The sequence below is a fragment of the Carnobacterium mobile DSM 4848 genome (assembly GCF_000744825.1).
Taxonomy (GTDB): domain Bacteria; phylum Bacillota; class Bacilli; order Lactobacillales; family Carnobacteriaceae; genus Carnobacterium_A; species Carnobacterium_A mobile.
Genome location: NZ_JQMR01000001.1, coordinates 98115 through 124730, shown reverse-complemented (window position 1 = coordinate 124730; position 26616 = coordinate 98115). Strand labels below are relative to the sequence as shown.

Below are 26616 nucleotides of genomic sequence, written 5' to 3'. Positions count from 1 at the left end.
ATCAACCGTTTATTTAACCATTGCCAAGGCGCCCATAGGATCCCAAGGCTCAAGCTCAATCACAGGTTCATCTAATGCTTTTAACCATTTTTCAGGAATATATTTTCGGTCAACCGCTATTTGGTAGTTGTATTCATCAAACCATTTGTCGCTCATTGAATAAATACCTTTTTTACCGGCTTTATCGCCCCAGCTGTTTTCGACTTTCCAAGTTAACGGTTTGCCTTCATCATCTAAGTTGACTCCGACAAAGACCATCGCATGTGTCAATAAACTGTCGCCATAATCTAACCGTTGAGCTTTTGTTAAATTCAAACCTTCCCCTAACGTCAAATCATATTGGTAACTCTTTTCGTCCATAATGCCGCCGTCTCTGATCGACATTTGACCGACATCGCAACCAAACCAAACCGGTTCGCCCGCTTTAATGGAAGTTATAGCAGCTTCTTTTAAAACTTCGATGGGTGCGTTAATGTAACGGATCGGTTGAGCTTCTTTTACCGTTCCCAGATATTTAACGGTGTAAGCTCTGCCATATGGTTTGTCAGCCGTGGGAGCGTTCAATAAGCTGACCAAGTTCGTCAAGTCCCAACCAACATATTTTTTGAAAAATTCTTGCGGTGTGATATCAGCAATCCGATGGAACGCATTGTCTTTATCACGGTAATCATACGTAAACGTTTCAGGAATTTCTCCTAGAGCTTTGACCAATACATTATAAATAAAGTACAACATGTCTTCTTTTTTCGCTGTTAAGGCTTCAAGTGTTTCGTTATTTTGATGACCTTCACGCAATACACTGGCAAATTCACGCAACTTAGAAGTCAAGATTTTGTTCATCACAGCCGTATTAGCAGAATGGAATGTTTCCGGCATAACGGCTTTAGGAACTGCACCGTATTTTTCTAAGATACCTGAGAACATGTCCCATTGGCCGCCATCTTGAACGGGGTCTGTCAATAAATGAGCAATGATTCTTGAGTCTTGTGCTTCATCTAGTGTATCTAAAATGCTATCTAAGAAATAATGAGCTTTTTCCAATTTGTCCCAAAACAACGTATAATTTTGCGAAAACTCAAAAGTATCCACATTTAATCTATTCATGGTATCAACACGAGCTGTATTTAAGGCAGCAAACATCCAACAACGTCCGCTCGCTTGTTGATTCGTGATTTCTCCGCGTTTCGTTTCATCCGAAAAAGTAAACGAATGACGACGCAAAACATCGTTGTCGATAGAAGCCGTATTGATGCCGACTTTGGCAATCGCTCCTTGGATAACTTGGTTTTCGCGGTTTTCATCAAACCGTTTTTTAAAATTGGTTAATAATTCTGTGTTAATGGTCAAATAATCTCCTCCTGATAATTAGATAATTACCATGTTACTCCTTTTTAAAGCACCTTACAAATCTTTTTTAATCATTTTTTAATTGTTTCAGCATTTCCTTTTAACCATACCGGCTTTGTTATCCTGCTGAATAGGCTTTGTAATGCAATTCCTATAGTCGCTCCTGTACTGTCGATCATCACGTCGCTCAACAATGCCCCTCTTCCTGGTACAAAATATTGATGAAATTCATCTGAAAAAGCATAAAGAACACAGATTATCAGTCCAATTCCTACAGCTTTCAAACCAGTTATCCCACTGCTTTTCAATGCATATTTGAGCAGAAAACCTAACGCCATATAAATAAAAAAATGAGCATTTTTCCTAATAAAATGATGCAGATCAGACGGAGCAAAATGCCGCAGCAAGATACCTGACACTACATACAGCACGCCGATGATAACAGCAATTCCAATGAGTTCTTTTAACCCGATCGTTTTATTTTTCTTTTTTAAAAATCTTCCTACTACATAGGCCAACACCAGACTAACAAGGACTTGAGATACTTTAACTGCCTGTACAGTTACTTTCATCATGTCGTAACTGAGATTCCATGATTCTCCTGCTGGTTGAGAAGAAAGGTAAAAAATCAATCCCATCCAGACGATGACTGTCGCCCAAGCAATAAGTTGGTTCATTTTTTTGTTTTTTACTGTTCTCATCCTTTTTCACACCCTTTATGTTCCGGTTACTTTTGTATTCTTTACATTCTACAGGTTTCTTTCGTTAAATTCACGTTTTTCTTCTTTTCCAACAAAAACTTACTATCTAAGGTTTGTCTCAAACAAAAAAAGTGAATAAGCCCGTCTTTCCTCGAAAGAAATTTGGAAAAACAAACATTAGGACCTTTGATAAGAGCTTTTTTATTGATTTTTTATTTTTTTATTAACCAGTGTGATTCTACTTAACACTTCTTCCCTATTTCCTACTTCTTTTGTTCGCTAGACTGCCTCTACCAGACAAATCACTCCTGTTTTGCGTTACGTTTGTTCGCTAGACCGCCTCTACCAGACATTTCTCTCCTATTTCCTGCTCCGTTTGTTCGCTAGACCGACTCTAGCAGACATCTCTTCCCTGTTTCCTACTGCGTTTGTTCGCTAGACCGACTCTACCGGACATTTCTTCCCTGTTTCCTGCTTTGTTTGTTCGCTAGGCCGCCTCTACCAGACAATTCTTACTTGTTTCCTACTTCGTTTGTTCGCTAGACCGGCTCTATCGGACATTTCTTCCCTGTTTTCTGCTTCTTTTATTCGCTAGACCGGCTCTAGCAGACACTTCTCTCCTATTTCCTGCTCCGTTTGTTCGCTAGACCGGCTTTATTTAACATATCGCCCTTTACCAAATACAAAACAAGTAAAAGGCTATAAAAGTTTAATCTACCTCTATTTTCCTACACTGTTTTATCATACTCTACAAAAAAGGCGCCAGCTTAGTCTTTCAACTAAACCGACGCCTTTATTTTTTACAGTTATTCTACTTCAAAAATATCTTCCACTACTCGTTCAACGTAACGCGCTCCAACTACAGAGGTATAAAGGTTAACGCCTTCTTTTTCGAACAAGTCTAAAGCGATAATATCAGCCATCGCTTTTTGTGCATCCTCGGGTGATAGATCCAAGACCGGATCTTGCACACTCATTGTTTTTGCTTTTCCTAAACTTGTATTGAATCTTAACTCTAGTGATTTTGCCATTGTATTTTTCCTCCTTTAATTTTTTTGGAAAGGCTGATTTTAAATAGATTCTGCAACTGATGCTCTGCCATTAAACAAAAGAATCAGTGGACAGGTCAAACAGTGTATTAACGAACGTAGCGGTATTCTTCTACTACCACAGTATATGAAGCTGGCAGTGTAGTTAATGTTTCCAGTGTATTTGTGAAGCCTTCTACTTGTTCTGGTGTGACTCCTTGCACTGCATCTGAGTAATTGCGTTTAATGATTTTTTCATTGGCCATATCCTCAAAATAAACTGCAACTGCGCCTTTATTCCATTCTTTTTCCATGATGTGTTCCCTCCTGTTTAGTAGTTTTTGTAAGGTTTGTCATGACTGCTTACACCAGTAATAACGATTTAGCAGATCAGAGTGTTACGTTATTCTTTTAAAAAAACTAAAAAATGTTCAAGTTTTTGTTGGATCCGTTTTTTCCATTGGTAAATGGTCTTGCGACTCACTTGGTTTTTTTGGGCAATTTCCGTTACGGTCAATTGGTAGACAACAGCATCAATTAAATAGCCTTGTTCTTTAGCAGTTAATAACAGCAGCATTTCCTTGAATAGTTCCATTTCCAGCCAGTTTTCTTCAAACCACGGCTGTGTATCAGGGTGGTTCTCTTCCATAAATTCTGGCCAAGCCGATTCATTCGAGTGGATTCTATATTGATTTCTGCGTAAATCACGAATGTGCCACTGTACCTTTCTGAATGCAAAACCACCAAATGGATAAATGAATTCAGGGTGTTCGGGGTCTTGTGGAAATGTTTCATAAGCTTCTACTAACTTTAATAGACCTTGTTGCACATAATCATCGTAATCGGGATAAGAACGCAATACACCTTCTTTTTTTAACGCACCAAATACAATCCCAGAATGCCGTTCAAAAAACGCTTCTTCCTTTTCTACTGCTAATTTTCTGAGCATCTTCATCATTCCTTCAAAAAGTGTTACAAGGCCTTGTACACTCATAGAGTACTCGAAAGCAGTTGATTCCGACAAAAGCTCAAAAGCAGTTAAAATCCAGCCGAAAATCAAGAAATCACTCGTTATGCCAGAAATTGTTCTCAGTTTGACTAAAAAAAGAAAAATTTTCTTATTAAAAAAATAAAAAAGTTAGGAAGCTTGTTTTGATGCCTTTTCTATAGAAAAAGAGTAAAAATAAAATGAGAAGAAGACCCTTTCCTTCAAAAAGCACTAAAAAAATGGCTCATTCTCGTTCCGTTTCTTTTTTTATTACTGAACATAAAGAGGAACTGATTAAAAAACACTAATAATTTAATGGCAGCTTAAATAATACTGATTTTTATATTGAAATCGGTTACAATCTAATCATGTTACGGTTTTAACAAAAAAAAGAAATGAGGAATGTTTCATGGTAAAAAACTTTCAGCACCAACAAGCAATAGAATATTACAGAAAGGGAAAAAAATTCTATGAAAAGTCAAAATTGTCTCTAGTCACCAATGTAAATAGACAAAATGAAAAGCATGGCCACCTTTACGAAACCGCTTCTTCCTATGACTACTTTGTTCCGAAACAAAACATCGAACCTTTAATCATTTCACATCAAAATATTCACCCCTTACTCGATATGAGTTTTGAGCACACCTGTATTCTATTAAACGAAGAAACGCTTTATGTATTTGATATCAGCCGCTTTAAAGTTTCGCCGTTCAATACAATTGTTTTCCAGTTAAACCAATCTCCTTTAAAAACGACTGAATACTCGGGTACAATCATGGAACGGTACTTTAAACACAAAGGAATTTCTTATAAAAACATTAGCTTACTAGGAAGGAGTCTGGGTATTCAGAAATGTTGTCCTTATGTTCTTGGAGAGGAAGCCTTTGTTCCTGAAAAAGGACCCAGCTCCGCACATACGAATTGGTATGGTATGCACCATGTATTGCACGCAGAGAAAAATTCTAAAGATGGTCTAACCTATTTATTTTGCCGAAATCAACATCGTTTGTTGCTGCCATTGGGTAAACGAGGCTATTATGATCAGTTAGAGCGCGCAGCTAGTCTTTACTATGTCCAACAACTTTTAAAAGGCGAAGTCATGTCGATTTTTCATCTCGTTTCTGACTTCAATTACCAAGCAGAACGCAATGTTATTCAAAAACGCCTGCAATTCCATACACCTGAACTACCAGAATTTTTTACATTACGTGATTATTTCTGTTACTTAGATTACTTTAAAATGCAAGAAGGGTTAACACGGATACTAGGCGAAGAAAATCCTTATATTGAGGAAATCATGAACCACTTTAAAATCCCGCCTTTTCCTTTCAATTTCAGCTGACTTTCTTTAATAAGTCCGTCTTACTGAATATATTTTTAAAAATTAAAACATGTGGCTGAGCAAAAAAATAGAGAAGAAAGTGGAAAAATCCAGTCTCTTCTCTGTTACTTGCTTAATATGTTATTTCATTATAGTCAGACCACTAACTATAATATGTGCTGTCTTTCTCGTTTAATACACAGTTTCTTCGTATTTTTTTCCTTTAAGATTCTCTTTAATTAGTACTTGATGAGCTAAAGCTTGTTTACTTTCTGACACTTCTGAAGTCATTTCACCGATTCTTAAACACATGTCATAAAAGTTTTTAGCTTCTTGTTCTGTTTCAAAAGCATAAGTATGTGCCAGGTCTTTACTTTCTGCATAGTGCAGTACGACTTCTTTTCCCTCTACATGCCCACTGAAATAACCTGAAAAAACTTCTTGTTTTTCCATTTTTTCTGCCTCCTTGTACTCTTTTGCTTTAACGTATAGTGAATAACATTCTTAAAAACTTTTTATTTCGAAGCGGTTACATTATTTACAAAAAGCTTTTAGAATTCATTCACTTTTATCATACCGCTTATTTCCTAAATAAACTAGTGGTACTTTTCATTTAAGGAAAAAAGTTCATCTAAGGGTTTTATCACAGCTGAAAAAGGAAACGTTTCCTATTTATTTCACTATACCAAATGTGCTTTTTCCATTCAACTATATGACCGATACAACCCTTAACGCATAGAAAACAGCAAGAAAAGCGGGACAAACCCGCCCTGACTCGAAAGAAATTTAGGAAAGTAGTACTGTGAGCAAAGCTCAAGTGTACCATTGTCTCTAAGCCATTAAAATGGCAAGAGCCATGGCAAATGAGCATCACAGAGCGCAATTGCTAAGAGACTTCCAGCTTTAGCTGGTTACGTCGACTAGTATAAAGCTCGCATAGCGAGACTTTAGGTCCTTATTTATCTAATTTCCGAGAGGCATGCTTGTCCTGCTAGACATTGAATGCAGAAAACTTATAATACCCTAATCTACAAAAAAGCCTTCATAAAATTAAAGGCTTTTTGTTTGGTTGACTTTTCAATCAAAATCTACTCATTTTCTTTAAATTGTTTCAAAGACACTTGAGTCGGCTTTTGCTGTTCAAAAACCGTCACAGTTGAAACGCCATGTTTCTCTAATAACGCAATAGCATCATCAAAATGAAAGCCGTAATAGGCAATAGAATGCGCATCTGATCCTAGAGAAAAAGAATGCCCGCCCAATTCCAAATACCAGCTGATCATTTGTTCATAGAGATCCACATTGCCGTATTGGTACATGCTGCGCGTATTCAATTCAAAAGCCATATGTTTATCGATGACTGCTTGCAAAACCTTTTTTAGTATCGATTGATGCTCTTGCAGCTCTTCTACTGTAACTTCAAATAAACGGATACCGTAGTCAAAGTGGCTCAGTACATTAGCCGTTGGAAAACTTTCCACTGCTTCTAACAGCAACGGAAAATATTCATTCATCACATCTTGAACGTTTTTCTCTTTTACAATTGGTTGTAAAAAGTCGTATGTTCCATTTTGGTGGACACTCAACAGCTGCACATCAAACTCTTTTCCTTCTAAATAGTCTTGAATTTGCTGATGAGACTCTTTGGTGTATCCAATTTCAATGCCTTTGCGAATCCGATTAGTGTACTGCTTATTTAGTTCGTCAATGGTTTTACTATATTTCTCATAATCTAGCAGGGTATCTTGCCCTCCCATAAAGCAATCTTTAAAGTCCAAATGCTCCGTCGTTACAATCGAACCCGATGTCTGTTTCAAATAATTTTCGAATGTTTCAGATGCATCCGGCGAAAAGTATGTGTGCATATGCTGATCATAAATAGCCATGAATGATTCTCCTCCAATTCAAATTAAACTGCAGACAAGTAACTATCTGCTCTTATGGATAACCTTACCGGTATTTTTATTAAACTTCAAGGCAATTGCGCTTTTCAAAACTCAAATGAACGTCTTCTCCAACTTTAAATAAGTTAAACGAGCGGTACAATTCATCTACCCGCAAATTTATTCCCGAACAATCGACATAGTAACTTAATATATTGCCGCTGGTCGATTGATCCACTATTTTCCCGTGTAGGGCATAGCGTTCCTCATCCGGCTCAAAAGGCATTTTAGAGGAATCGATCACTTCTGGCCGAATGGCTATGCTGGCCCCATTTGTTCTTCCGGAAAACTGTTTGAATTGTTCAGGTGCCAGGACATTATAGTTGCCCATAAAAGAAGCGACAAAATGGGTTTTGGGATGCGTATAAATATCAGTCGGCTTGCCAGACTGTTCCACTTTACCTTGGTTCATAACATGAACCACATCAGATAGGATCATGGCTTCGTCTTGATCATGTGTGACAAAAATCGTTGTAATGTTTAGTTCTTTTTGAATGCGGCGGATCTGTTTTTGCAAACTTTTGCGCAATTGGGCATCAATAGCCGATAACGGTTCATCCAGCAGCAAAACTTTCGGCTCATTAACGATCGCACGCGCCAAAGCCACCCGTTGTTTTTGTCCACCAGACAATTCTTTCGGGTATTTTTTCTCTTTCCCTTTCAAATCTACGATGTCAATCATCCGCGCTACTTTTTCTTTGATGCTCGCTTTCGCTTGTTTTTGCATTTTTAAGCCAAAAGCAATATTTTCTTCAATCGTCATATTGGGAAAAAGCGAATATTGCTGAAAGACCATGCCAATCTCACGCTTACCGGGCGGCAAATTGGTGATGTCTTTGCCATTGATGGTGATCGTGCCGCTGTCCAAGCTCTCAAAACCGGCTAATGAACGGAGCAACGTAGATTTCCCGCAGCCGGAAGGACCTAACAAAGTAACCAAGTGACCTTCTTCAACTGATAAAGATAAGTCTTTTAAAACTAAGTTTTCTCCATCATACGATTTTTGAATGTTTTTAAACTCGATATAACTCATGATTCGCTCTCTCCTTTTCTGCTGAACTGTCAATTTTTATCACTTTAAGGGCTTGCTTTTGTTTAGCGGATTTTTGTTTGGCTTTTGTGTCTTTGTTCACTTGATTCACGCCAAAAGACAACCCAAGCATCACAAAGAACATGATCACTGAAATTGCGCTGGCTGCATGTCCAGATAATCCTCGGATTTCATTTAAGTAGATCCCCATTGTTTTGTAGTAGCTTCCTGCTAAAATATTGACCAATACAAAGTCTCCGAATAAAATTCCTGTGGACAACAACATGGTGGCGAGTAATCCTTTCATCATACTCGGAACCACAATTCTGAAATAAGCATAAATTTTATTGGCACCTAGAATTTCTGCTGCTTCTAGAATAGGCAGCGCTTCGATCGTTAACAAAGCGTTTTTGATGCCTTGATACATGTACGGCAAGATGATGATGCAATACGCACAAATGAGCAGCAAAATCCGGTTGGATAAAATCCCTCCTCCACTGGTATACAGCGAAAGAATACTGACTGCTAAGATCACACCTTGGATCCCATAAGGTATTTTCGATAAGATATCTAAGTATTTATCCAAATGTGGAAAGTAAACTTGCACAGCGTACATCGCTAAAAGCAAGAGCACTAGTAAAATTGCTGTCGGCACTACCGAAATCACTACTGTCCGCAGCAATACCGGCAGCAGCTGATTATCGCCTGTAAACAATTCAGCATAAAACGATAACGTGAATCCTTTTGGAACGATGCTCGTAAAATCTCTGAAAAGGGAGTTTAAAAAGGTTCCAATCAGCGGTAAGACTAGAACAAATGAAAGGATAAACAAGATAGCATTGCTGACCCATGGATGTTTTTTCTGCATACTAGCCTTCCTTTCGCATTTTTTTCAATAAATTGGTACTGATGACCGTCATCACGCTCATTAAAAACAATAAGATCACCGACAGCGCACTACCCAGTTCAACTTGCTGGACAACGTCTCCCGTAAACATAGCCGAGATTCGAATCGGCAAAAGAGCGTAGTTATTGCCCATCAAAGCATACGGTGTAGCGTAAGCGGCTAACGCATTTGAAAAGAGCACGGAAAAGGTTCCAAAAATACTCGGTAAAACAATCGGAATGCCTACACGCATCCAAAAACTAAATTGAGAAGCATTCAGCAGCATAGCGGCTTCTTTGTATTCCTGGTGGATCGCATCAAATGACGGATACATCAACAATGTGGCTAACGGAATCTGAAAATAAACAAACGTCAGCAGAATACCCATGCTGGAATACACATCGAAGTTTGCTAAAAAGTCAATGCCCATTTGCTGTCCGATCAATACCAATACTCCAGCATTTCCCAGCAAAATAATAAACGCAAAAGCCAATTGGATGCCTTGAAAGTTTGACGTCATATTGATGAGATTAATAAAAAATTGTTTTACTTTCGGTGTCGCATGGTGGATAGCATAAGCCCCTAGAACAGCAACCAATAAGCCGATCAGTGAAGAAAAGACAGCGATCAGCAAACTATTGCGAATGGACATCATGTAATAGTCGCTGGCGAAAATACTCGTAAAGTGATCCAACGTAAAGCCGTTGGTTCCAATGGGCGAAACGCTGTTGATCACAATGCTCAGCAATGGTAAAAGTTCAAACAACACGATCAATACCATAAACGGCAGTAAAAACAATAAATAGGTTAAGTTTGTTTTTTTAACGGACACAACGTTCTTCCTCCTTAAATAAATGTCAATACCTGCATCGCGTCGCTTTTCTTAATGTCTAATAAGTGGCACAGCAACGGAGCCATTTGCAATTGCGGCACAACCGTTTCTCGGTAATCTCCGACAGCGATTTTATCAGAAAAGAGATACAACGGAACCTTTCTTTCGTCATCTGTCACACCATTATGAGTAAAATATTCATTCATACCATGATCAGCTGTCACAACGACTTGATACCCTTTTTCGAGCCACTCCATCAGATAATTGGATAAGGTAGCATCCATCGTGACAGCTGCTTGGATATATTCTTTGCTTTGCGAACCGAACTTGTGCCCGATATCATCAATATTCATCGAATGGATCAGTGTATAATCGGTTTGCTTCTCGCGGATCAAATACGCGCCATCCGCCATCAAATGATTGTCCGGGTAATGGTCTTCAAAATAAAATAATCCATTTTGAATAACGCGTTCCGTATCCAGTTGAATGCGGTCGGTCATTGGGTCAAATGGAGCTTGATTGTACAGCTCACTTACCCAGTGGTAGCTGGCAGCTCCTGTCTTCAGTCCTGCTGCTTTAGCTAATTGAAACACACTGGCTTCTTTCGAACGTTTTACTGTTCCGTTGGACACAATGCCATTCAGATATGTCGGCACTCCCGTTTGGATAACTTCATACAGCGGTCTAGATTGTGCCGGCAATTCTGCTTTTACCGTATACGCGGCACACTGCTTGTTTTCGATTAAATGTTCCAGAAAGCCCATATACACATGAGCTGTTCTGGCATTTAATCCATCTAATACGATTAAAATCACTTTATTCATTTTTTTACACTCCTAACCGCTTGATTAGTTGATTTTTGTTAACACTTCTTCTTGCCAAGTCTGTCCTAATCCAGCGGCTGCTTTATCCCAAGCAGCCGTATCTTCAATGGGTTGCGCCGCTTCGTACTGATCAGCAGCAATCAATTTTTCTTGCACATCTGCCGGCAATTCAACCGATTCACGAATCGGACGTGCATAACCTTTTGCTAAGTTGATTTGCCCTTCATCCGATAAAATATATTCTCTTGCTAATGCTGCTGCATGAGGATTTGGCGCATAAGTATTGATAATAGTCGCATAGCCGCTTTGAACTGTACCATCTTGAGGAATCGTGACAGCAAAGGCTGCATCTGGATTGCTTGATTCAATCGAATCGGCATAATTCAATGCGTTGAAGTCCCAATAAATGCCCACTTCAATTTCACCAGCTTCTAAACGAGCTAAATCAGTATCTCCCATATCCAATCGTCCTTGACTCGCTAGTTCTGCGAAAAAGGCAATCCCTGGTTCAAGGTTGGTTTCATCTCCGCCATTCGCAATCGCTGCTGCCAAGACAGCATTTTGAGCTTGAGTAGCTGCATTTACATCACCTATACTGACTTTGTAGTCGCCCTCTAAAACATCGGCAAATGATGTCGGTGCTTCTGCTACAGCATTTGTGTTAGTAATAAAAGAAATCGTTCCAGTGTACCCTACTACCCAGTCGCCGTCATCGTCTTTCGCCCATTCTGGAATTTCATCCCAGTAAGACGTTTTGTAAGGAATCGTCACTCCCTTGTCTTCCGCAATCGGACCAAATGACTGTCCAACATCTCCAATGTCTTTAGTCGGATTGTTCTTTTCCGCTTCAAACAAAGCAATTTCTTCTGCAGAACTCATATCCGTATCGGATTGAGTAATGCCATAGTTCTTTTCGATTTCACTCCATGTTTCACCCCAGTTCGCCCATGTGTCTGGCATCCCAACAGATTGAAGTTTGCCTTCTTCTTTAGCTTTTGTCTCGATTTCTTCAGTTGTTAACGCATTTAAATCAACGACTGAAGTTTCTGTTGCTTCGCCTTTTGTCCCACATCCTGCAAGTAATGCTCCAGCTAATATAGTTGAAACTAATCCTTTTTTTAAATGTTTCACGTTTTTTTCCTCCTCATAATAATGTTTATTGTTTGATCCTTTTACATAGTATTAAAAGGATACTTCACTACCGTCTTTTTTAGGTAACGTATTCCTTTCAACACCCAAAGCTTAACAAGCTCATGTGGATTTTAAATCAACTTCTTGTTAAATATTTGTAAAAGGCAATTCCCTTTGTAAATGTTTTATTAGAAAAAAACCGTCTCTCAAAATAAGAAACGGTTACAAATGCTAGAGAACGCTAAAACTTATGTAAATAAATGTCATACGATACACCGAAAAAAATAAGCCTCAAGAATTTAAATTCCTGAGGCTTTCATAATATTTTGGTAATCAGTGCAGCATCTTAACCGGAACAGCTAATCGATCTCTCAATAAATCAAACCATACATAATATCCGTCGCCATTGGGATGAACAGCGTCTGATAAAACAGCCTCTGCCGATAAATGGTGTTCTTCCATTTCATTCAGCATCAGATGATATGTATCAATAAAAGGCCATTGATTCGTTCTGACATACTCAGCGATTTCGTCATTGTATTGGTCATACGTCACTTTCCCTTGTTCCAAGACAACTTGATCGTAGTGGGTAGGATTGGCAGTTTGTAAAATGATCAACGTATCCGGCAGCTGCTCTTTAAACGTATTCATAATAAGTTGAATGTCTGCTTTAGTTTGACCGATATCGTTTTGCGGGTAACGGTTATTATTGATTAAACACAATTCAAAAAGAATGATATCTGGTTTATCCTGAATTACTGCTTCAATTTTATTCTTCGAAATTAAGTCGGCAGTACTATAGCCGCTGTAACCGCGATTAATCACGGTCGCTTTAACCCCGTCTGTCTGATTCAGTTCATTTTCCAGCAGCTCTCCCCAGACCGGTTGTTCTAGTGTTGCCCCTTTGCCAAAGGTAACACTGCTTCCCAGCACAACGATAGTCGCTTCTCCATCTCTTTTTGTCACAAATCTTGCACGGTCCAACAGACTATCTTCTTGGTAGGTATCCGATGATTGATAGTCTTTATTCATCTGTGCAAATGTTCTATTTTTTTGAGAAACACTGAAAAAGAGGACAAAAAAGCAAACGAAAACTGAAGCTGATCCGATAATAAAACCTGTTGATTTTAGTTGTCTCTTCCTATTCATCTTAAAAACCTCCGCTTGTTAGTTCATGCAGTATACCATGTTTTCAAGCACTTAAATGTGGCAAAATTTCAACGATTCATTTAGCGTTTTTGAAGCAGGTCTTTTCAAATAGAACAAAAATCCCGAAAATTAAAATACCATCTGGTTATTTCAGCAAACAGCCTAAATACATCGGAACATTCAATTGATTTATGTACTACATAAATCCTCAAAATAGGGTTGCCTGCTATATCGATGTATTTGCTTAATCGATATAGTACGTAAACCATGATTGTGTGATGTATCTATGGTTTTATTTCTTTCATATGTTACGTAAAGAGGGTTTACCTAAGATATGGTGGATATTTCTTACTTCATATTGCAAGTAAAAAGGATTTAACCATTCAAGTCAGACCATTTCGGCAAACTGCCGAAATGAACCGCATTGAAATGCTCTAAAATTTGATTTGCGTGACACAAAAGGAAGTTCTGCTCATTGTTAAGGCACTTAAAAGGGCTTTGCGTGACATAAAAAAGAATTCACAACTGGTTAAGTCAGGAAAAGACGTTTACCGTGACCTACGTTCATTACTGCAGCTTAGTTAGGGCACGCAACGCAACTTTTACCTTTCAAGCCAAAAAAAAGAGAACAAAAGTCTCTTTTTTACTCGTTTATTAAGATATTTTTTTCCGATAATGTTTGATTTTATAAGCATATTTTGCATCGCCGTAACTGGGCCAATCCATCTTTTTTGCCCATTCTTTTGCAAATTCTTCAGACAGATCGGCAGAATGCTTTCCGCCGTTTTCCTTGATATAATCGATATACCCCAATCCATAGTTGTAACTTTGAATCGCAGTGTCCAAGTCGACATCCGTTTCTTCCATCCGCTCAATACTTTGTTTGAAATAAGCGATACCGGTCTTGATACTTTCGCGCGGATCTTTGATCGTATTGGGCGGCAATTCGATTGATTCGCTGGACTGCATCACATCTAATTTTTTACCGCCAGATTCTTGAGCAATGATCGCCATAACGATCGGCGTGTATTCTTCCAGATCATTTGCTTGCAGCTCTTTTTTGACAAGCGGCGTCCAGATTCGAACAGATAGAGGAATCGACCCCGCAGTGAAAAACAGCCAAGTAAGAAAAACGCAGGCTAACAACACACCGCTTAAAATGATGATGCTATTTTTCAGCTGTTTTTTTCGGTTGTATTGCTTCATTCTGCTTCACCTGCCTTGCTAAATGTCTTTTCATTTATTCTACCATAACTTTGTTTAAGAGAAAATGAAAGCCTGCTTTACTACAAGCATATTTAAAATGAAAAGATGCAGGAACTACTGTAAATTAGATTGGTTGATTTTCAACGTTGAAGGATTGAGTTGCTCAAATTTCTGTTCTAAACTACTTCTTAAGTAAGCGTTTTCTGCAACAATTAAAAATGAACTGAGTTTCGACGATGACATTTTACAAACTACCGCTTCGCTTTTGAAGCTTAAAGGAGAGCATGATGAACCATAAAAAAGAAGCCTTAGCAAAACACTATCAATGGAACGGAAAAATAGAAGTCAACAGTCGAGTACCGCTAAAGACCCGCGAAGATTTGGCCTTGGCCTATACTCCCGGAGCAGCTGAAGCCTGCTTGGCAATCGAAGAAGATCCAGACAAAGCTTATTAGTTGACCCGTAAGAATAATCTGGTAGCGCTGATCACTAACGGTACTGCTGTCTTAGGATTAGGCTACATTGGTCCAGCTGCTTCTATGCCGGTGATGGAAGGCAAATGTATTTTATTTAAAGAATTTGCTGATATCGATGCTTTTCCAATTTGTCTCCAGTCAAAAGATGTGGATACGATTGTTCAAACAATTGAGCAGATCAGCGGCAGCTTTGGCGGCATCAACTTAGAAGACTTCGCCGCACCTAACTGCTTTGAAATTGAGCGCCGCTTAAAAGCCTCACTGAATATTCCTTTATTTCACGACGATCAGCACGGTACCGCTGTTGTGACAGCAGCAGGGTTGATCAATGCCCTAAAGCTTGTAGGAAAAACTTTTGAGACGATAAAAGTCGTTGTCAATGGTGCTGGAGCAGCGGGTATCGCAGTTGCCAAACACCTCATGAATTTTGGTGTTCAAAACCTGATTTTAACCGATAAAGCCGGAATTTTGACTAACGACATGCCTAACTTGAATGACGAGCAACAGAGAATGACGGTTTTGACAAATCCTGATAACCAGTATGGAGACCTGGCTCATGCCTTAGCCGGTGCAGATGTTTTTATTGGAGTATCCTCAGGAAATGTACTGACTCCTGAAATGGTCAAACAAATGAACCAAGATCCTATCGTCTTTGCTTTAGCTAATCCTGTGCCCGAAATCATGCCGGAAGCCGCTCTTAAAGCTGGAGTAACGGTTATGGGAACCGGACGCAGCGACTTTCCGAATCAAGTCAACAACGTTTTAGCTTTCCCTGGCCTATTTAGAGGTGCTTTGACTGTACGGGCGCATGATATCAACGAAGCAATGAAAATGGCTGCTTCTCATGCAATAGCTTCACTGGTTACGGATGATGAATTGAAAGCCGACTATGTTATTCCAGCTGTTTTAGATCCACGTGTCTGCCCTACTGTTGCAAAAGCTGTTCAAGAAGCTGCTATCCAGACAGGAGTTAACCAGATTTAATCAGATGCTTTCTCTTACAACCCTCTAGCCTGCAGGAAGTTTGCTTACCAGCACTAGAAGAGAAAGAATGTGTACAAAATAGAGAAGTCTCCGTTATCTTCAGTTACAAGATAGCGGAGACTTCCATTTTATTTATAAGCACTTAACGAAAAATCACTTAATGAGTAAAAATTAAACAATGACCATATAAAGCATTGCAGCGATAGCTCCGCCAATCATCGGTGCTACGACTGGAATCCATGAATAGCTCCAGTCAGAAGTTCCTTTGTTAGCGATTGGAAGCAATTGGTGTGCGATACGCGGACCTAAGTCACGTGCAGGGTTGATCGCGTAGCCTGTTGATCCTCCTAAAGAAAGACCGATTGAAAGAATCAATACCCCTACGACTAATGGGTTTAGTCCATCAGTGAATGTATTTTTCCCGAACATCATTAGTGCAAATACCAATACGAAAGTACCGATTACTTCAGACATCACATTGCTAGTAGTATTGCGGATAGCAGGACCCGTTGCAAATGTTCCTAAAATAGCGCCTTGGTCTTTTGTTTCTTTGAAATGCGGCAAGTAAGTCAACCAAACTAAAACCGCTCCTAAAATACCTCCGAGTACTTGAGCAATAATAAACGGCACAACCAATGCCCATTCGAAATTACCAATGATAGCCATTCCAAGTGTTACAGCGGGATTTAAGTGAGCGGGTCCCATAGAACCTGAAACATATACCGCAATCGTTACAGCTGCTCCCCATCCAAGAGCAATGGCAACCCATCCTGCTCCTTCTGCTTTACTTTTTTTCATATTAACGGCAGCACATACACCGTCACCCAATAACACCAAAACCATCGTTCCTAAGAACTCGCTAAAAATCTGTAATGTATCTCCAGTCATCTATTCTCCATCTCCTTTTAAGTTTTTTAAATCAGAGGCTGCAATAGCCGTTTCTAATTCTTTTCTATAGCGAGCAGTTGCTTCTTCTGTCCAGTCGTAGTAACGAGACATTTCGGCAATCACAGGTTCAATCACTCCATCCAAAGTATCGCGCATGAACAGCATATGGTTTGTCCGGCGAATCAAGAAGTCGCTTGGAGTTAACGTCATCTCTTCGTTCAAAGCATAACACAAACTGATCGTATCCGCTAACGTCAATCCTTCTATTTGTTCGACTCCATCATCCAATAAAGCAAATACTTTAGGAGCATTTGAACCATATAAATGAGCCAGGTAAAGTCCTTCTGATTCGCTCAGGCCTTTTTCAACACCCATTTGTGCTAATTTTTCGGTTTCTTCATCGACTTCTTGCGGATTAAGTTCTCCACCGGATACAGGGTATTTAGCAGAATCGATCAATTCGTATGATAAATTGAAGTCCTTTTGCAGGATTTCAATAACAGCTTTCATTGCGCCGATTGCCATTTTACGGTAGTCGGTCAATTTGCCGCCTGCTACTGTGATCAAGCCGTCTTTGTCAATATCCAACGCGCTGCCGCGTGAGATCGCTGAAGGGTTGGCTTCTGATTCAGAGTTGCCGGTTTCAATATTTTTCAATACGTCTTCCACGGTCTGACGATCTGTTTCCCCTTTTTGGTAGCGTTCGATCGTTGCAATCACTTTGTCGAAACTAGCATCTTTGATTGGTTTGCTGTTGCCGCCGTTGTAGTCAGAGCCGCCATTTGACATGATCAGCGGACGCAATCCTGCCCAGCTGGATTCAATATCGCCAATAGTGATGTCTGCTGAAGGGTACCGCGTGTTGACGATGTCTAACAAGTAATCGACGTCTTCTTGTTCAACCGTTGGATGTGCAAAGTCGCCGTTATAATCTGTATCGGTCGTTCCAAAATACGTTTTTTCTTCTCGCGGAATCACAAAGACCATTCGGCCATCGTTTTTACCCGTATCAAAGTAAGTGGGTTGCGGTACATATAATTTTTTGTTGTCGACGACCAAATGAACACCTTTTGTCGGGCGCATTTGCGGAGCAGCTTCTGATTTGCCGTCTAGTTGGCGAATCGTATCTGACCATGGACCGGTTGTATTTAAAACCGTACGTGCTTTGATTTCAAACGTTTCGCCGGTCAATAGGTCTTCTGCTTTCACTCCGGAAACTTTGCCTTTTTCGTCGTGCAGCATGCCCACTACTTTGACGCGGCTGACCATGTGCCCGCCGTCTTCAGCAGCTCGTTTGATGTTTTCAATCACCAAACGGCTGTCGTTATTGCGGTAGTCCAAGTAAACACCGGCACCTAACAAGCCTTCGCTGTTAAGCTGCGGTTCACGTTTTAAAACTTCTTCTTTTGTCAACATGTAATTGGCATATTTAGTTCCCGTCACACTTGCTAACTGATCATACAGGTCCATCGCTACTTTTAACGAAAACATCGAGAAAGTTGAACCCGGTTCGTCATAGACCGGCAAAATCATTGGGTCTGCTTTTGGAATGTGCGGTGCGATTCCTTGCACAACGGCCCGTTCTTGAACCGTGTCGGCTACAACTTCAACGTCAAAATTCTTTAAGTAGCGCAGTCCCCCGTGAACTAATTTAGTCGAGCGGGAAGAAGTGCCTTCTGCAAAGTCCTGCATCTCGACTAGTCCAGTTTTAAGACCAGAAGCGCTGGCTTGCAAAGCCGTTCCAGCGCCTGTGATCCCTCCACCGATGATCAAAACATCGAGTGTTTCTTGTTTTAAAGCTTCGATATCTTTTTTTCTGCGTTCAATTGAAAAAACCATGACTCTTTTTCCTCCTTTTAGTCTTCGGGTTTAAAGACTTGTGTAGCTTTAACGGCTAACTTCCAGTTTTTGTATAATTTTTCGCGTTCTGCTTCTGGCATTTGCGGTTCAAAGATAGCGCCTTGCTCATACATATCTTGAATTTCATCCATGCTTTCCCAGAATCCAACCGCCAAGCCAGCTAAGTAAGCCGCTCCTAAAGCAGTGGTTTCTAAGTTGTGTGCCCGTTGCACTTTGGTTCCTAAGATGTCTGCTTGGAATTGCAATAACCAGTCGTTGTTTGCCGCTCCGCCATCTACTTTCAATAATGGAATATCAATGCCGGCGTCTTTGTTCATCGTATCAACAACGTCACGTGATTGATAAGCAATCGATTGCAAAGTAGCTTTGACAAAGTCTTCTTTTGTTGTGCCGCGAGTCAGACCAAAGACAGATCCGCGTGCATCTGAATCCCAGTAAGGTGCGCCAAGTCCAGTAAAGGCCGGTACAACAAACACATCATTATCGCTTTTAGACGCTTTAGCAAGGGCCTCTGAGTCAGCTGAATTTTCAATCATTCTCAAGCCGTCACGCAGCCATTGGATAGACGATCCAGCCACAAAAATACTTCCTTCTAATGCGTAGTAGATTTTACCATTGATGCCGTAGCCGATCGTTGTCAACAAATTATTTTCTGATAATTGCGGTTTTTCGCCGGTATTCATCACGATAAATGAACCCGTTCCGTAAGTGTTTTTCACCATTCCAGGTTCGAAAGCCATTTGGCCGAATAAAGCAGCTTGCTGGTCTCCCGCCATTCCGGAAATTGGTGTGTTAGCACCGTAGAAATGGTAGTTCGTTGTGTTGCCGTAAACTTCTGAGTTGGATTTTACTTCCGGCATCATCGCACGCGGAATGTTTAATAAGTCTAAGATATCTTGATCCCATTCTAAATCATGAATGTTGTACAACATCGTCCGGCTGGCGTTTGAATAGTCGGTAACGAATGATTCGCCGCCCGTTAATTTCCAGACTAACCAAGTGTCGACTGTTCCAAATAGCAATTCACCTTTTTCAGCGCGTTCTTGAGCGCCTTCTACGTGGTCAAGGATCCAGCGGATTTTAGTCGCTGAGAAATACGAGTCGATAACTAATCCGGTTTTTTCGTGGATCATTTCCGAGTGCCCAGCTTCTTGCAATTCCATCGCAATTGGTGCAGATTGACGTGATTGCCATACGACCGCATTGTAAATTGGACGTCCTGTTTCTTTGTCCCAGATAATAGTCGTTTCACGTTGGTTCGTGATTCCAATTCCTGCAATTTCTTCTGGTTTGACACCGGATTCAATAAATGCCCCAGCAATTACAGATTGTACTGAATTCCAGATTTCATTCGGATTGTGTTCTACCCATCCGCTTTGCGGGAAAATTTGCGTAAACTCTTTTTGCGAGCTCCCAATCGTGTTTGTTTTTTTATCGTAAATAATTGCTCTTGAGCTCGTAGTTCCTTGGTCAATTGCCATAATATATTTTTTCTCTGTCATGTTCATTTCCTCCTTATAGTTGCAAGCGATTTCTTTATATACACATTGTAACCGTTTTTCCTCAAAAGAAAACGTCAACATTTTTGAAAAATTGAAATTTTTTGAAAGGTTTTCGGATTTGGTGCATTTCGGCCGCGCCGAAATGGTCTGACTTAAGCTAATAAAATCTGTTGCGTGACCTAACTAAGATGCAGCAACAGACTTAGGTCAGGATAAACCACTTTGCGTGACTTAACTGATTATGATTTCTCTACTTAGGTCACGCAACACCTATTTAAGTGCCCTAACATGTAGTTGGAACTCTCTTTAGGGCAAGCAAATCAAAATTTTACAGCAGTTCAATGCGGTGCATTTCGGCGGTGGCCGAAATGGCCTGACTTACGCTGATAAAGTCTGTTGCGTGACCTAACTAAGATGCAGCAACAGACTTAGGAGAAGGTAAACCACTTTGCGTGACTTAACTGATTATGATTTCTCTACTTAAGTCACGCAACACCTATTTAAGTGCCCTAACATGTAGTTGGAACTCTCTTTAGGGCAAGCAAATCAAAATTTTACAGCAGTTCAATGCGGTGCATTTCGGACGCAGCCGAAATGGTCTGACTTAATACCGATAAAATCCATTGCGTGACTTAACTAAGCTGCAGCAACGGACTTAGGGCAGGGTAAACCACTTTGCGTGACTTAACCGATTATAATTCCTCTACTTATGTCACGCAAAACTCATTTAAGTGCCCTAACAAGTAGTAGGCACCCTCTTTAGGGCACGCAAATCAAATTTTTACAGCAGGTTCAATGCGGTGCATTTCGGGCGTGGCCGAAATGGTCTGACTTGATACCGCTAAAGTTCATTTGATAAATAAAGTTCCATTTATAGAAATAAAAAAGTAGTTTTTGCGGACATTCAGCTAGAAAGGAGAGTGCAAAGTGATTTACAAAAAACGTGAAAAACCTTATAAATTGCTGATATTGGATTATTTAAAAAACCGAATTAAATTTTCTCAAGAGAACTGGAATGAATACCAGAACCAAGTAAAAGGTTATCAAGATGGTGAGTGTTTCTTTGATACATTGACAGTCACATTATCCAATGATTGTCTCGTTTTGAATGATTTACCGCTAGCAATCGGCAGCACAGATTTTCAAATTGATGCATTGATCATCACCGCGCAAGAAATCTTGCTATATGAAGTAAAAAATTATGGCGGAGAATATACTTACAACGATGGGTTTCTTGTATCTATCCCATCTGGAAAATCTTTTCATAGCCCAACAGAAAGAATCAATCGCCATACTTCATTGCTCCAAAGCTTATTGGAAACCCACCAAATGGACCTGCCCATTAAATCTTTTGTGGCGTTTGTGCATCCTGAATTTATGCTGTATGACGTGGAAAACATCCAAAAAATTCTGCTGCGCGCAACACTTCCAAAACATTTCAGAAAGTTAACTGGACAGTTAGAACCTCTTTCTGAAAAACATTTTCTTCTCGCTAAAACGTTATGCGAATTGTCTGCTCAAACAAAACCTTATTTAAATGGCATACCGGATTACACCTATGAGGAATGTAAAAAAGGCATTATTTGTTTAGGATGCGAGCAATTCATTCCAGAGATTGAGCTCAATAGCAAATTCTGCACATGCAAAGCATGCGGTCATAAAGAACGAATTTCAACTCTAATTTCCCGGCATGTGTTGGAATTCAAGTACCTGTTTCCAGATAAAAAACTAACTGTACCAGCTATTTACGATTGGTGTGGTGGATTGTGTTCTGAGAAAAGAATTCGTTCTGCCTTGCAAAAGGAATATGTGCTAATTGATATAGGAAGAGCTTCGTATTATGTATAATCAAAAACTAACCATCCTAAGCAGTTATCGCTTATAGATGGTTAGTTTTATTTAGGACGTTGCGTAACGTAACCCTTTAGATAGAACAACGTTAGGGCACGCAAAATGAATTTCCCTTCCCTAACCTGATGAACTTATGCGAGTTAAGGCACGATATCCGTTTTTCCCTGCCCTAAGCATGTAGAATAAACACCGTTAAGGTAGGCAAACCCTTTTCTCATCATTTCCAAAATCCAATCCGTTAAGCCCATACAGTGTAATGTCCTATTCTAAGCATTTAACTGCTGCACGATGCGCTGGATGTTTTTCATATCGAAAGGCGACAAGATTTCAGAGAGGACGTACACTTTAGCATCTTCGTAGTGGTCCTTTTCGGTGGGTTGCTCATTAGTAAGAATGAGATCGTAGTGTTTATTCGGCTGATAAGCCTCTACTCGTATGCCGTTGATATGCCGCATATTCAGTATCAGCAGCTGATTCAACGTTTCCGTATAAATACTCTCCATTTTTAAATCGATCCCAATTTGCACGATGGTGGTCATTTTAAAGGATACAATGGCCAGTAAACTACTGTATTTCAGCAATTCCATTTTTACCAGACTATTTTCTTCAGTTTCTTTGATTCCCAGCTTGCCTATACTGATAGTCAGCAATGTCTGTGCAAATGAAATCAAATCCCGACCAGTAAATTGTTTTTCTTTGGCTAGCATTTCGTCATAGTCATAGATTTCAATATCGCCTTGGAAGAAATACAGTTTTGTGTGAATATGAGATAAGTGATAATACATATCGCGCTCCAACATATACGGCAATCGGCGGAATTTGTATTGAATAATAATCGTTTCCACGATATAGGTATCGAGTACCGCAATCGGTGCACGACGATCCCGTTCCAAGCGATATTCGTGAAAATCGTGTTCGGTCAGGATAGGAAAAGCCAGTAAAAAAGCAAAGTGCAGCATCGCTTCTTCTTCATCGACTTCAATCGAATAACGGCTGAAGTAGCGCAAAACCATAATACGGATTTTTTGGTACAACGGATCTTCTAAATAAGGCTGCATTTGTTCGCGTAAATGGGTATACTGCTTCTCTTTACTATTGACACGGTTTTTACTGATAAGCATCCAAACGTTAAGACGCTGTTTGTTTTCAGGTTCAATCGCCACATGCAAAAAACTTTCCACGGCTTGGATCATTTGAGTGATTTGTTTATCGGAATGCGAAGTGAAAAGGGCATTTCTTTCCTCAATATAGCTGAAAAATTGAAAGTAGAAATACCGAATGTGCAACTCTTCCCCGTGCAGCTGACCGTTACGGATTTTGATGCCGAACTCTTTCAAATAGCTGTTCAATTCTTTGATTTTACGAAATAAAGAAGAATCACTGATCAGCAACTTTTGAGTCAGCTGAACAATCGAAAATTCTTGGTGTTTAAATAAAAAACGGATCAATTCCACTTTGACTGACTGATTCAAATAAAGCTGATAAATCTGCTGCAATGAATAGTCATCGCTCATGAACAACGAAATGGACTGTCCATCATAGTTGACTTGAACCTGATCAGCAAGCGCTTGAATCCGAAAAGAAATAGATTCCAAATCTTTATCCAGCGAAGCTTTAGCAACGGCCAAATGTTCTAGCATTTCCGCATAAGAGAGAGTCCCACCGTTCAACACGAGTTGTTTAAAAATCGTGACTTCTCTGATTTCATTTTTCTCAAGGAAGTGTTCAATCTTCATTTCCGTCATCCCTCACTTCTTGCCACGAAACCAAATTAGTGGCCGAAATCAATTGAGAAAAGGATGGATGGAAGAAATAATCTTTTTGCCGCACATCTTCCAACGTTTGTTTCGTTTGAATGGCCAACGCCACTGTATTGATTTTCTCTAAGATATTTGAAGTCGAAATCAGTTGTGCGCCAAGTAAAACGTGACTGGCTGCATCATAGATCCAATTGATCATGACGGTGTCGGCATCCGGCAGACTGGTTAAGCGCACTTCTTGCCGACAAGCTTTAACCGTTTGCCCAGTAAACAAACTTTCGGCTTCGGTTATACCGGTGCTGGCAATGTAGTAGCCAAATAAATGCGTTCCAATCGTACGCAAGGAACCTTTAAATTCCACTTCTGGTTGGATAAGATTCGCAGCCGCCACGATTCCTGTCCGGACAGCATTGTTTACCAGCGGAATGTACACCGTTTCGTCGTCTTCTCCAAAAGCCAGCTGGATGCAATCGCCAACAGCAAGCACATCTTTCGCCGACGTTTGCATATAGCGATCGACGGCAATGGTTTGGTCCCTGTGAAGATGAATGTGTTCATCCAAAAAGCGCAAGTCCGGTCGCACGTTTACCCCTAAGATAGCGGCATCGCTCTTAACCGCTTCATTGCCAAATCGAACCGTGACCTGCTGATCCGCTTCAGTTTCAATAGCCGAAACGGTTTGGTTCAAGCGCAAATCGATCCCTTGTTCCCGCATTTTCTGCTGCACAGGTTGGATCATCTCTTGATCAAAGTACTTGAACAACACGTAGTCCATGCTTTCAATCAATGTGACGTGCTTTTGCTGCTTGCTTAATAAATCAGCTGCTTCTGCTCCCACTTGACCCGCTCCAATAATGCTGACACTTTGGCTGGCTTCCATCTTGGCTAAAGCTGCTTCGGCTTCATGATGCCGTTTGTACTTCAAGACATTTTCATTATCGCTGCCTGTAATTTTTTGCGATAACTGGCTCGAACCCGTAGCGATGATCAATTTGTCATAAGCGATCGTCATTTCTTGCTCCTGGTAAAGATAGTCAACTGTTTTCTGTTTCGTGTGGATTTTTTCAACAGCCGCTGCTAAATAGCAACGAATATGCTGTTTTTCCAATTGCTCTTGAGTGATGAAATAAGCGTCTTTTAAATCGGAGATCCTATTTTCCCAGTACAAATGCAGACCATTCGGAATGTACCCTAAAGTCGGCTGCTTTTCCAGCAAAAGAATCTCTGCATCGGACTGTTTTTTACGAACCTCTAAAGCTGCCGCTACCCCAGCAAAAGAAGCCCCTATAATGACTACTTTCATACTATTACTCCTCATCCATGTGATTTCTCTCAAGTATAACACATAGCGGAAAACTTTCGCGCAGACGAAAGTTACCAGCTGGAAGAATTTGGACCATTTCGGTTGGGGCCGAAATGAACCGCATTGAAATGGTCTAAAAATTTGATTTGCGTGCCCTAAAGAGAGTGCCTAATCCTTGTTAGGGCACTTAAATAGGTGTTGCGTGACATAAGTAGAGAAATTATAACCTGTTAAGTCACGTAAAGAAGTTTATCCTGCCCTAAGTTTGTTACTGCCTCCTAGTTAGGGCAAGCAACAGACTTTATTAGCTCAAGTCAGTCCATTTCGGCTGCCTCCGAAATGAACCGCATTGAAATATTTTTAAAATTTGATTTGCGTGACCTAAAGAGAGCACCTACTACTTGTTAGGGCACTTAAATAGGTATTGCGTGACATAAGTAGAGAAATCATAACCCGTTAAGTCACGCAAAGAAGTTTATCCTGCCCTAAGTTTGTTGCTGCATCTTAGTTAGGTCACGCAACAGATTTTATTAGCTTAAGTCAGACCATTTCGGCGCGGCCGAAATGCCCAAAATCATCCTTATCTTTAAAACACAACAAAACCCTACCTCAACTAAGAGATAGAGTTTTGCTTCGTTTAATAGTTTATTTTTTGACCAATGTAAATTTTATTCACATCTTTAATGCCATTCTTGTCTTGCAGCTTCTTAACCGTTGATTTGACCTGAATGGCAATTTCACTTAGAGTATCACCTGATTTAACCGTATAGGTTCCACCACTCGAAGCAGCTGCTCCAGGCAACTTAAGGACTTGCCCAATATAGATCAAATTGGCGTTTTTAATGCTATTCAAGCTTTGCAAGGTAGCTACAGTTGTTCTCTGCTTAACGGCAATTCCGCTCAACGTATCACCCGACTGAACTGTGTAGCTCTTGCCAGTAATTTTATCGTTTGACGGTTTACTAGGAGCAGATACCATACCACCCAATACTTGTTTATCAAATCTCGCTAAATCGTTTGCTTCAATAATTGAAATGATTTTCCTTTGGTAATGCGGATCCGTCGCATAGCCCGCTTCGTGAATGGCTTTAATCTGTTTTTTATAATTTGTTAAACCTAAAGCATGTTTGTAGCGGCTGTTTACATTTAAAAATACGCCGTAATCTTTAATCGAAGTTGCCCAGTCAGGATAGGATCTGAAATTAGCGGTAATATAATAAGTTATACCGCCAGACACTTCCCAAGTAGCCATATTCGCCGCATTCCCGCCATAATCGCCTTTGATGCCAAATAAATTATTGTGATTAGCAGCAAGTCCAGATGTGCCCCACGCTGATTCTAGCGCTGCTTGTGCGATAGCCACCGATGGCAGAACCTTGTAGACGGGCCACAATGCTGTAGCCTCTCCTTTCACTTTGTTGATAAAGCCTTCTGTTTGTGCGCTCATTATTCATTCCTCCTTTTGATTCTTTATACAAATCAAATACTACAATAATAACGACAAATAGCCCAATAACTGTAACCCCTGCAAATAAAAATACTCAAATTCCTAATAGTTGGTTATTTTATATAGCAGCCTCAGTAAACCTAAAAACAATCACACTGC

At 40.1% G+C, this 26616-nt stretch carries 22 protein-coding genes and 1 pseudogene; 3 read left to right on the top strand and 20 right to left on the bottom strand.

Features of this window, described 5'->3' with window-relative positions; all coding sequences use genetic code 11:
* Positions 1-9: 9 nt before the first annotated feature.
* From BR87_RS00540 to BR87_RS00520, 5 genes are all read right to left on the bottom strand, one after another.
* Entirely contained in the window at positions 10-1347 is a 1338-nt protein-coding gene (locus tag BR87_RS00540; RefSeq protein WP_035027416.1) for a C1 family peptidase, read from the bottom strand.
* A gap of 71 nt (positions 1348-1418) precedes the next feature.
* Positions 1419-2048 (bottom strand): VanZ family protein, encoded by a 630-nt coding sequence (locus tag BR87_RS12525; RefSeq protein WP_051929592.1) that lies wholly within the window; start codon positions 2046-2048, stop codon positions 1419-1421.
* A gap of 806 nt (positions 2049-2854) precedes the next feature.
* Positions 2855-3079, bottom strand: coding sequence for a DUF2922 domain-containing protein (locus tag BR87_RS00530; RefSeq protein ID WP_035027413.1), 225 nt, complete (start codon positions 3077-3079; stop codon positions 2855-2857).
* A 107-nt stretch (positions 3080-3186) separates the two neighbouring features.
* Positions 3187-3390 (bottom strand): hypothetical protein, encoded by a 204-nt coding sequence (locus BR87_RS00525; RefSeq protein WP_035027410.1) that lies wholly within the window; start codon positions 3388-3390, stop codon positions 3187-3189.
* A gap of 89 nt (positions 3391-3479) precedes the next feature.
* Positions 3480-4025, bottom strand: coding sequence for a sigma-70 family RNA polymerase sigma factor (locus BR87_RS00520; RefSeq protein ID WP_035032628.1), 546 nt, complete (start codon positions 4023-4025; stop codon positions 3480-3482).
* A 448-nt stretch (positions 4026-4473) separates the two neighbouring features.
* Here BR87_RS00520 and BR87_RS00515 point away from each other — a divergent pair, with 448 nt between their 5' ends.
* The gene (locus BR87_RS00515; protein WP_035027408.1) at positions 4474-5406 is read left to right on the top strand and encodes a competence protein ComK; all 933 of its coding nucleotides are present in this window, start codon (positions 4474-4476) and stop codon (positions 5404-5406) included.
* Positions 5407-5577: 171 nt separating this feature from the next.
* On the opposite strand, the gene BR87_RS00510 is transcribed toward BR87_RS00515, so the two are convergent.
* From BR87_RS00510 to BR87_RS00470, 9 genes are all read right to left on the bottom strand, one after another.
* The gene (locus tag BR87_RS00510) at positions 5578-5838 is read right to left on the bottom strand and encodes a hypothetical protein (RefSeq protein ID WP_051929589.1); all 261 of its coding nucleotides are present in this window, start codon (positions 5836-5838) and stop codon (positions 5578-5580) included.
* Positions 5839-6473: 635 nt separating this feature from the next.
* Entirely contained in the window at positions 6474-7271 is a 798-nt protein-coding gene (locus BR87_RS00505; RefSeq protein WP_051929588.1) for a histidinol-phosphatase HisJ family protein, read from the bottom strand.
* 79 nt (positions 7272-7350) lie between these two features.
* Entirely contained in the window at positions 7351-8361 is a 1011-nt protein-coding gene (locus BR87_RS00500; RefSeq protein ID WP_035027405.1) for an ABC transporter ATP-binding protein, read from the bottom strand.
* The gene (locus BR87_RS00495) at positions 8342-9226 is read right to left on the bottom strand and encodes an ABC transporter permease (RefSeq protein ID WP_051929586.1); all 885 of its coding nucleotides are present in this window, start codon (positions 9224-9226) and stop codon (positions 8342-8344) included. The genes BR87_RS00500 and BR87_RS00495 overlap by 20 nt, the downstream gene beginning before the upstream one ends.
* Position 9227: 1 nt before the next feature.
* The gene (locus BR87_RS00490) at positions 9228-10076 is read right to left on the bottom strand and encodes an ABC transporter permease (RefSeq protein ID WP_035027403.1); all 849 of its coding nucleotides are present in this window, start codon (positions 10074-10076) and stop codon (positions 9228-9230) included.
* A 14-nt stretch (positions 10077-10090) separates the two neighbouring features.
* Entirely contained in the window at positions 10091-10900 is an 810-nt protein-coding gene (locus BR87_RS00485) for an alkaline phosphatase family protein (protein ID WP_035027400.1), read from the bottom strand.
* A 24-nt stretch (positions 10901-10924) separates the two neighbouring features.
* Positions 10925-12031 (bottom strand): ABC transporter substrate-binding protein, encoded by a 1107-nt coding sequence (locus tag BR87_RS00480; RefSeq protein WP_035027398.1) that lies wholly within the window; start codon positions 12029-12031, stop codon positions 10925-10927.
* Positions 12032-12364: 333 nt separating this feature from the next.
* The gene (locus BR87_RS00475; RefSeq protein WP_035027395.1) at positions 12365-13180 is read right to left on the bottom strand and encodes an SGNH/GDSL hydrolase family protein; all 816 of its coding nucleotides are present in this window, start codon (positions 13178-13180) and stop codon (positions 12365-12367) included.
* 654 nt (positions 13181-13834) lie between these two features.
* Positions 13835-14386 carry a lysozyme family protein gene (locus BR87_RS00470; protein ID WP_051929585.1) on the bottom strand — a complete coding sequence of 184 codons (552 nt, stop codon included), beginning with the start codon at positions 14384-14386 and terminating at the stop codon, positions 13835-13837.
* A 287-nt stretch (positions 14387-14673) separates the two neighbouring features.
* On the opposite strand from BR87_RS00470, the pseudogene BR87_RS00465 reads away from it, so the two are divergent.
* Positions 14674-15846, top strand: a pseudogene (locus tag BR87_RS00465) (NAD(P)-dependent malic enzyme).
* 171 nt (positions 15847-16017) lie between these two features.
* On the opposite strand, the gene BR87_RS00460 reads toward BR87_RS00465, so the two are convergent.
* Genes BR87_RS00460 through glpK form a run of 3 tightly spaced genes read right to left on the bottom strand, consistent with a single transcriptional unit; the run spans position 16018 to position 20096 of the window.
* Positions 16018-16734, bottom strand: a complete 717-nt coding sequence (locus BR87_RS00460) for an MIP/aquaporin family protein (protein ID WP_035027392.1) — start codon at positions 16732-16734, stop codon at positions 16018-16020.
* The gene (gene glpO, locus BR87_RS00455; protein WP_035027389.1) at positions 16735-18573 is read right to left on the bottom strand and encodes a type 1 glycerol-3-phosphate oxidase; all 1839 of its coding nucleotides are present in this window, start codon (positions 18571-18573) and stop codon (positions 16735-16737) included.
* A gap of 17 nt (positions 18574-18590) precedes the next feature.
* Positions 18591-20096 carry a glycerol kinase GlpK gene (gene glpK / locus BR87_RS00450; RefSeq protein ID WP_035027386.1) on the bottom strand — a complete coding sequence of 502 codons (1506 nt, stop codon included), beginning with the start codon at positions 20094-20096 and terminating at the stop codon, positions 18591-18593.
* Between the two features lie 927 nt (positions 20097-21023).
* Between glpK and BR87_RS00445 the strand changes: the two genes are divergently transcribed.
* Positions 21024-21944 (top strand): nuclease-related domain-containing protein, encoded by a 921-nt coding sequence (locus tag BR87_RS00445; RefSeq protein WP_035027383.1) that lies wholly within the window; start codon positions 21024-21026, stop codon positions 21942-21944.
* A 269-nt stretch (positions 21945-22213) separates the two neighbouring features.
* On the opposite strand, the gene BR87_RS00440 is transcribed toward BR87_RS00445, so the two are convergent.
* The 3 genes from BR87_RS00440 to BR87_RS00430 all read right to left on the bottom strand — a co-directional run bounded on the left by BR87_RS00440 (position 22214) and on the right by BR87_RS00430 (position 26457).
* A complete protein-coding gene (locus BR87_RS00440) occupies positions 22214-23683 on the bottom strand; it encodes an AcpB/EbpR/MafR family transcriptional regulator (RefSeq protein WP_035032616.1) in 1470 nt (489 codons plus the stop codon).
* Complete coding sequence (locus BR87_RS00435) at positions 23673-25010, bottom strand: FAD-dependent oxidoreductase (protein WP_035027379.1); 1338 nt, start codon at positions 25008-25010, stop codon at positions 23673-23675. The genes BR87_RS00440 and BR87_RS00435 overlap by 11 nt, the downstream gene beginning before the upstream one ends.
* A 637-nt stretch (positions 25011-25647) precedes the next feature.
* Entirely contained in the window at positions 25648-26457 is an 810-nt protein-coding gene (locus tag BR87_RS00430) for a glucosaminidase domain-containing protein (protein ID WP_051929583.1), read from the bottom strand.
* Positions 26458-26616 lie beyond the last annotated feature (159 nt).

Coding starts and splice junctions, on each gene's coding strand:
- BR87_RS12525 (WP_051929592.1), bottom strand. CDS start 2,048: ATGAGAACAGTAAAAAACAAAAAAATGAACCAACTTATTGCTTGGGCG.
- BR87_RS00530 (WP_035027413.1), bottom strand. CDS start 3,079: ATGGCAAAATCACTAGAGTTAAGATTCAATACAAGTTTAGGAAAAGCA.
- BR87_RS00525 (WP_035027410.1), bottom strand. CDS start 3,390: ATGGAAAAAGAATGGAATAAAGGCGCAGTTGCAGTTTATTTTGAGGAT.
- BR87_RS00520 (WP_035032628.1), bottom strand. CDS start 4,025: ATGCTCAGAAAATTAGCAGTAGAAAAGGAAGAAGCGTTTTTTGAACGG.
- BR87_RS00515 (WP_035027408.1), top strand. CDS start 4,474: ATGGTAAAAAACTTTCAGCACCAACAAGCAATAGAATATTACAGAAAG.
- BR87_RS00510 (WP_051929589.1), bottom strand. CDS start 5,838: ATGGAAAAACAAGAAGTTTTTTCAGGTTATTTCAGTGGGCATGTAGAG.
- BR87_RS00505 (WP_051929588.1), bottom strand. CDS start 7,271: ATGGCTATTTATGATCAGCATATGCACACATACTTTTCGCCGGATGCA.
- BR87_RS00500 (WP_035027405.1), bottom strand. CDS start 8,361: ATGAGTTATATCGAGTTTAAAAACATTCAAAAATCGTATGATGGAGAA.
- BR87_RS00495 (WP_051929586.1), bottom strand. CDS start 9,226: ATGCAGAAAAAACATCCATGGGTCAGCAATGCTATCTTGTTTATCCTT.
- BR87_RS00485 (WP_035027400.1), bottom strand. CDS start 10,900: ATGAATAAAGTGATTTTAATCGTATTAGATGGATTAAATGCCAGAACA.
- BR87_RS00475 (WP_035027395.1), bottom strand. CDS start 13,180: ATGAATAGGAAGAGACAACTAAAATCAACAGGTTTTATTATCGGATCA.
- BR87_RS00470 (WP_051929585.1), bottom strand. CDS start 14,386: ATGAAGCAATACAACCGAAAAAAACAGCTGAAAAATAGCATCATCATT.
- BR87_RS00460 (WP_035027392.1), bottom strand. CDS start 16,734: ATGACTGGAGATACATTACAGATTTTTAGCGAGTTCTTAGGAACGATG.
- glpO (WP_035027389.1), bottom strand. CDS start 18,573: ATGGTTTTTTCAATTGAACGCAGAAAAAAAGATATCGAAGCTTTAAAA.
- glpK (WP_035027386.1), bottom strand. CDS start 20,096: ATGACAGAGAAAAAATATATTATGGCAATTGACCAAGGAACTACGAGC.
- BR87_RS00440 (WP_035032616.1), bottom strand. CDS start 23,683: ATGAAGATTGAACACTTCCTTGAGAAAAATGAAATCAGAGAAGTCACG.
- BR87_RS00435 (WP_035027379.1), bottom strand. CDS start 25,010: ATGAAAGTAGTCATTATAGGGGCTTCTTTTGCTGGGGTAGCGGCAGCT.
- BR87_RS00430 (WP_051929583.1), bottom strand. CDS start 26,457: ATGAGCGCACAAACAGAAGGCTTTATCAACAAAGTGAAAGGAGAGGCT.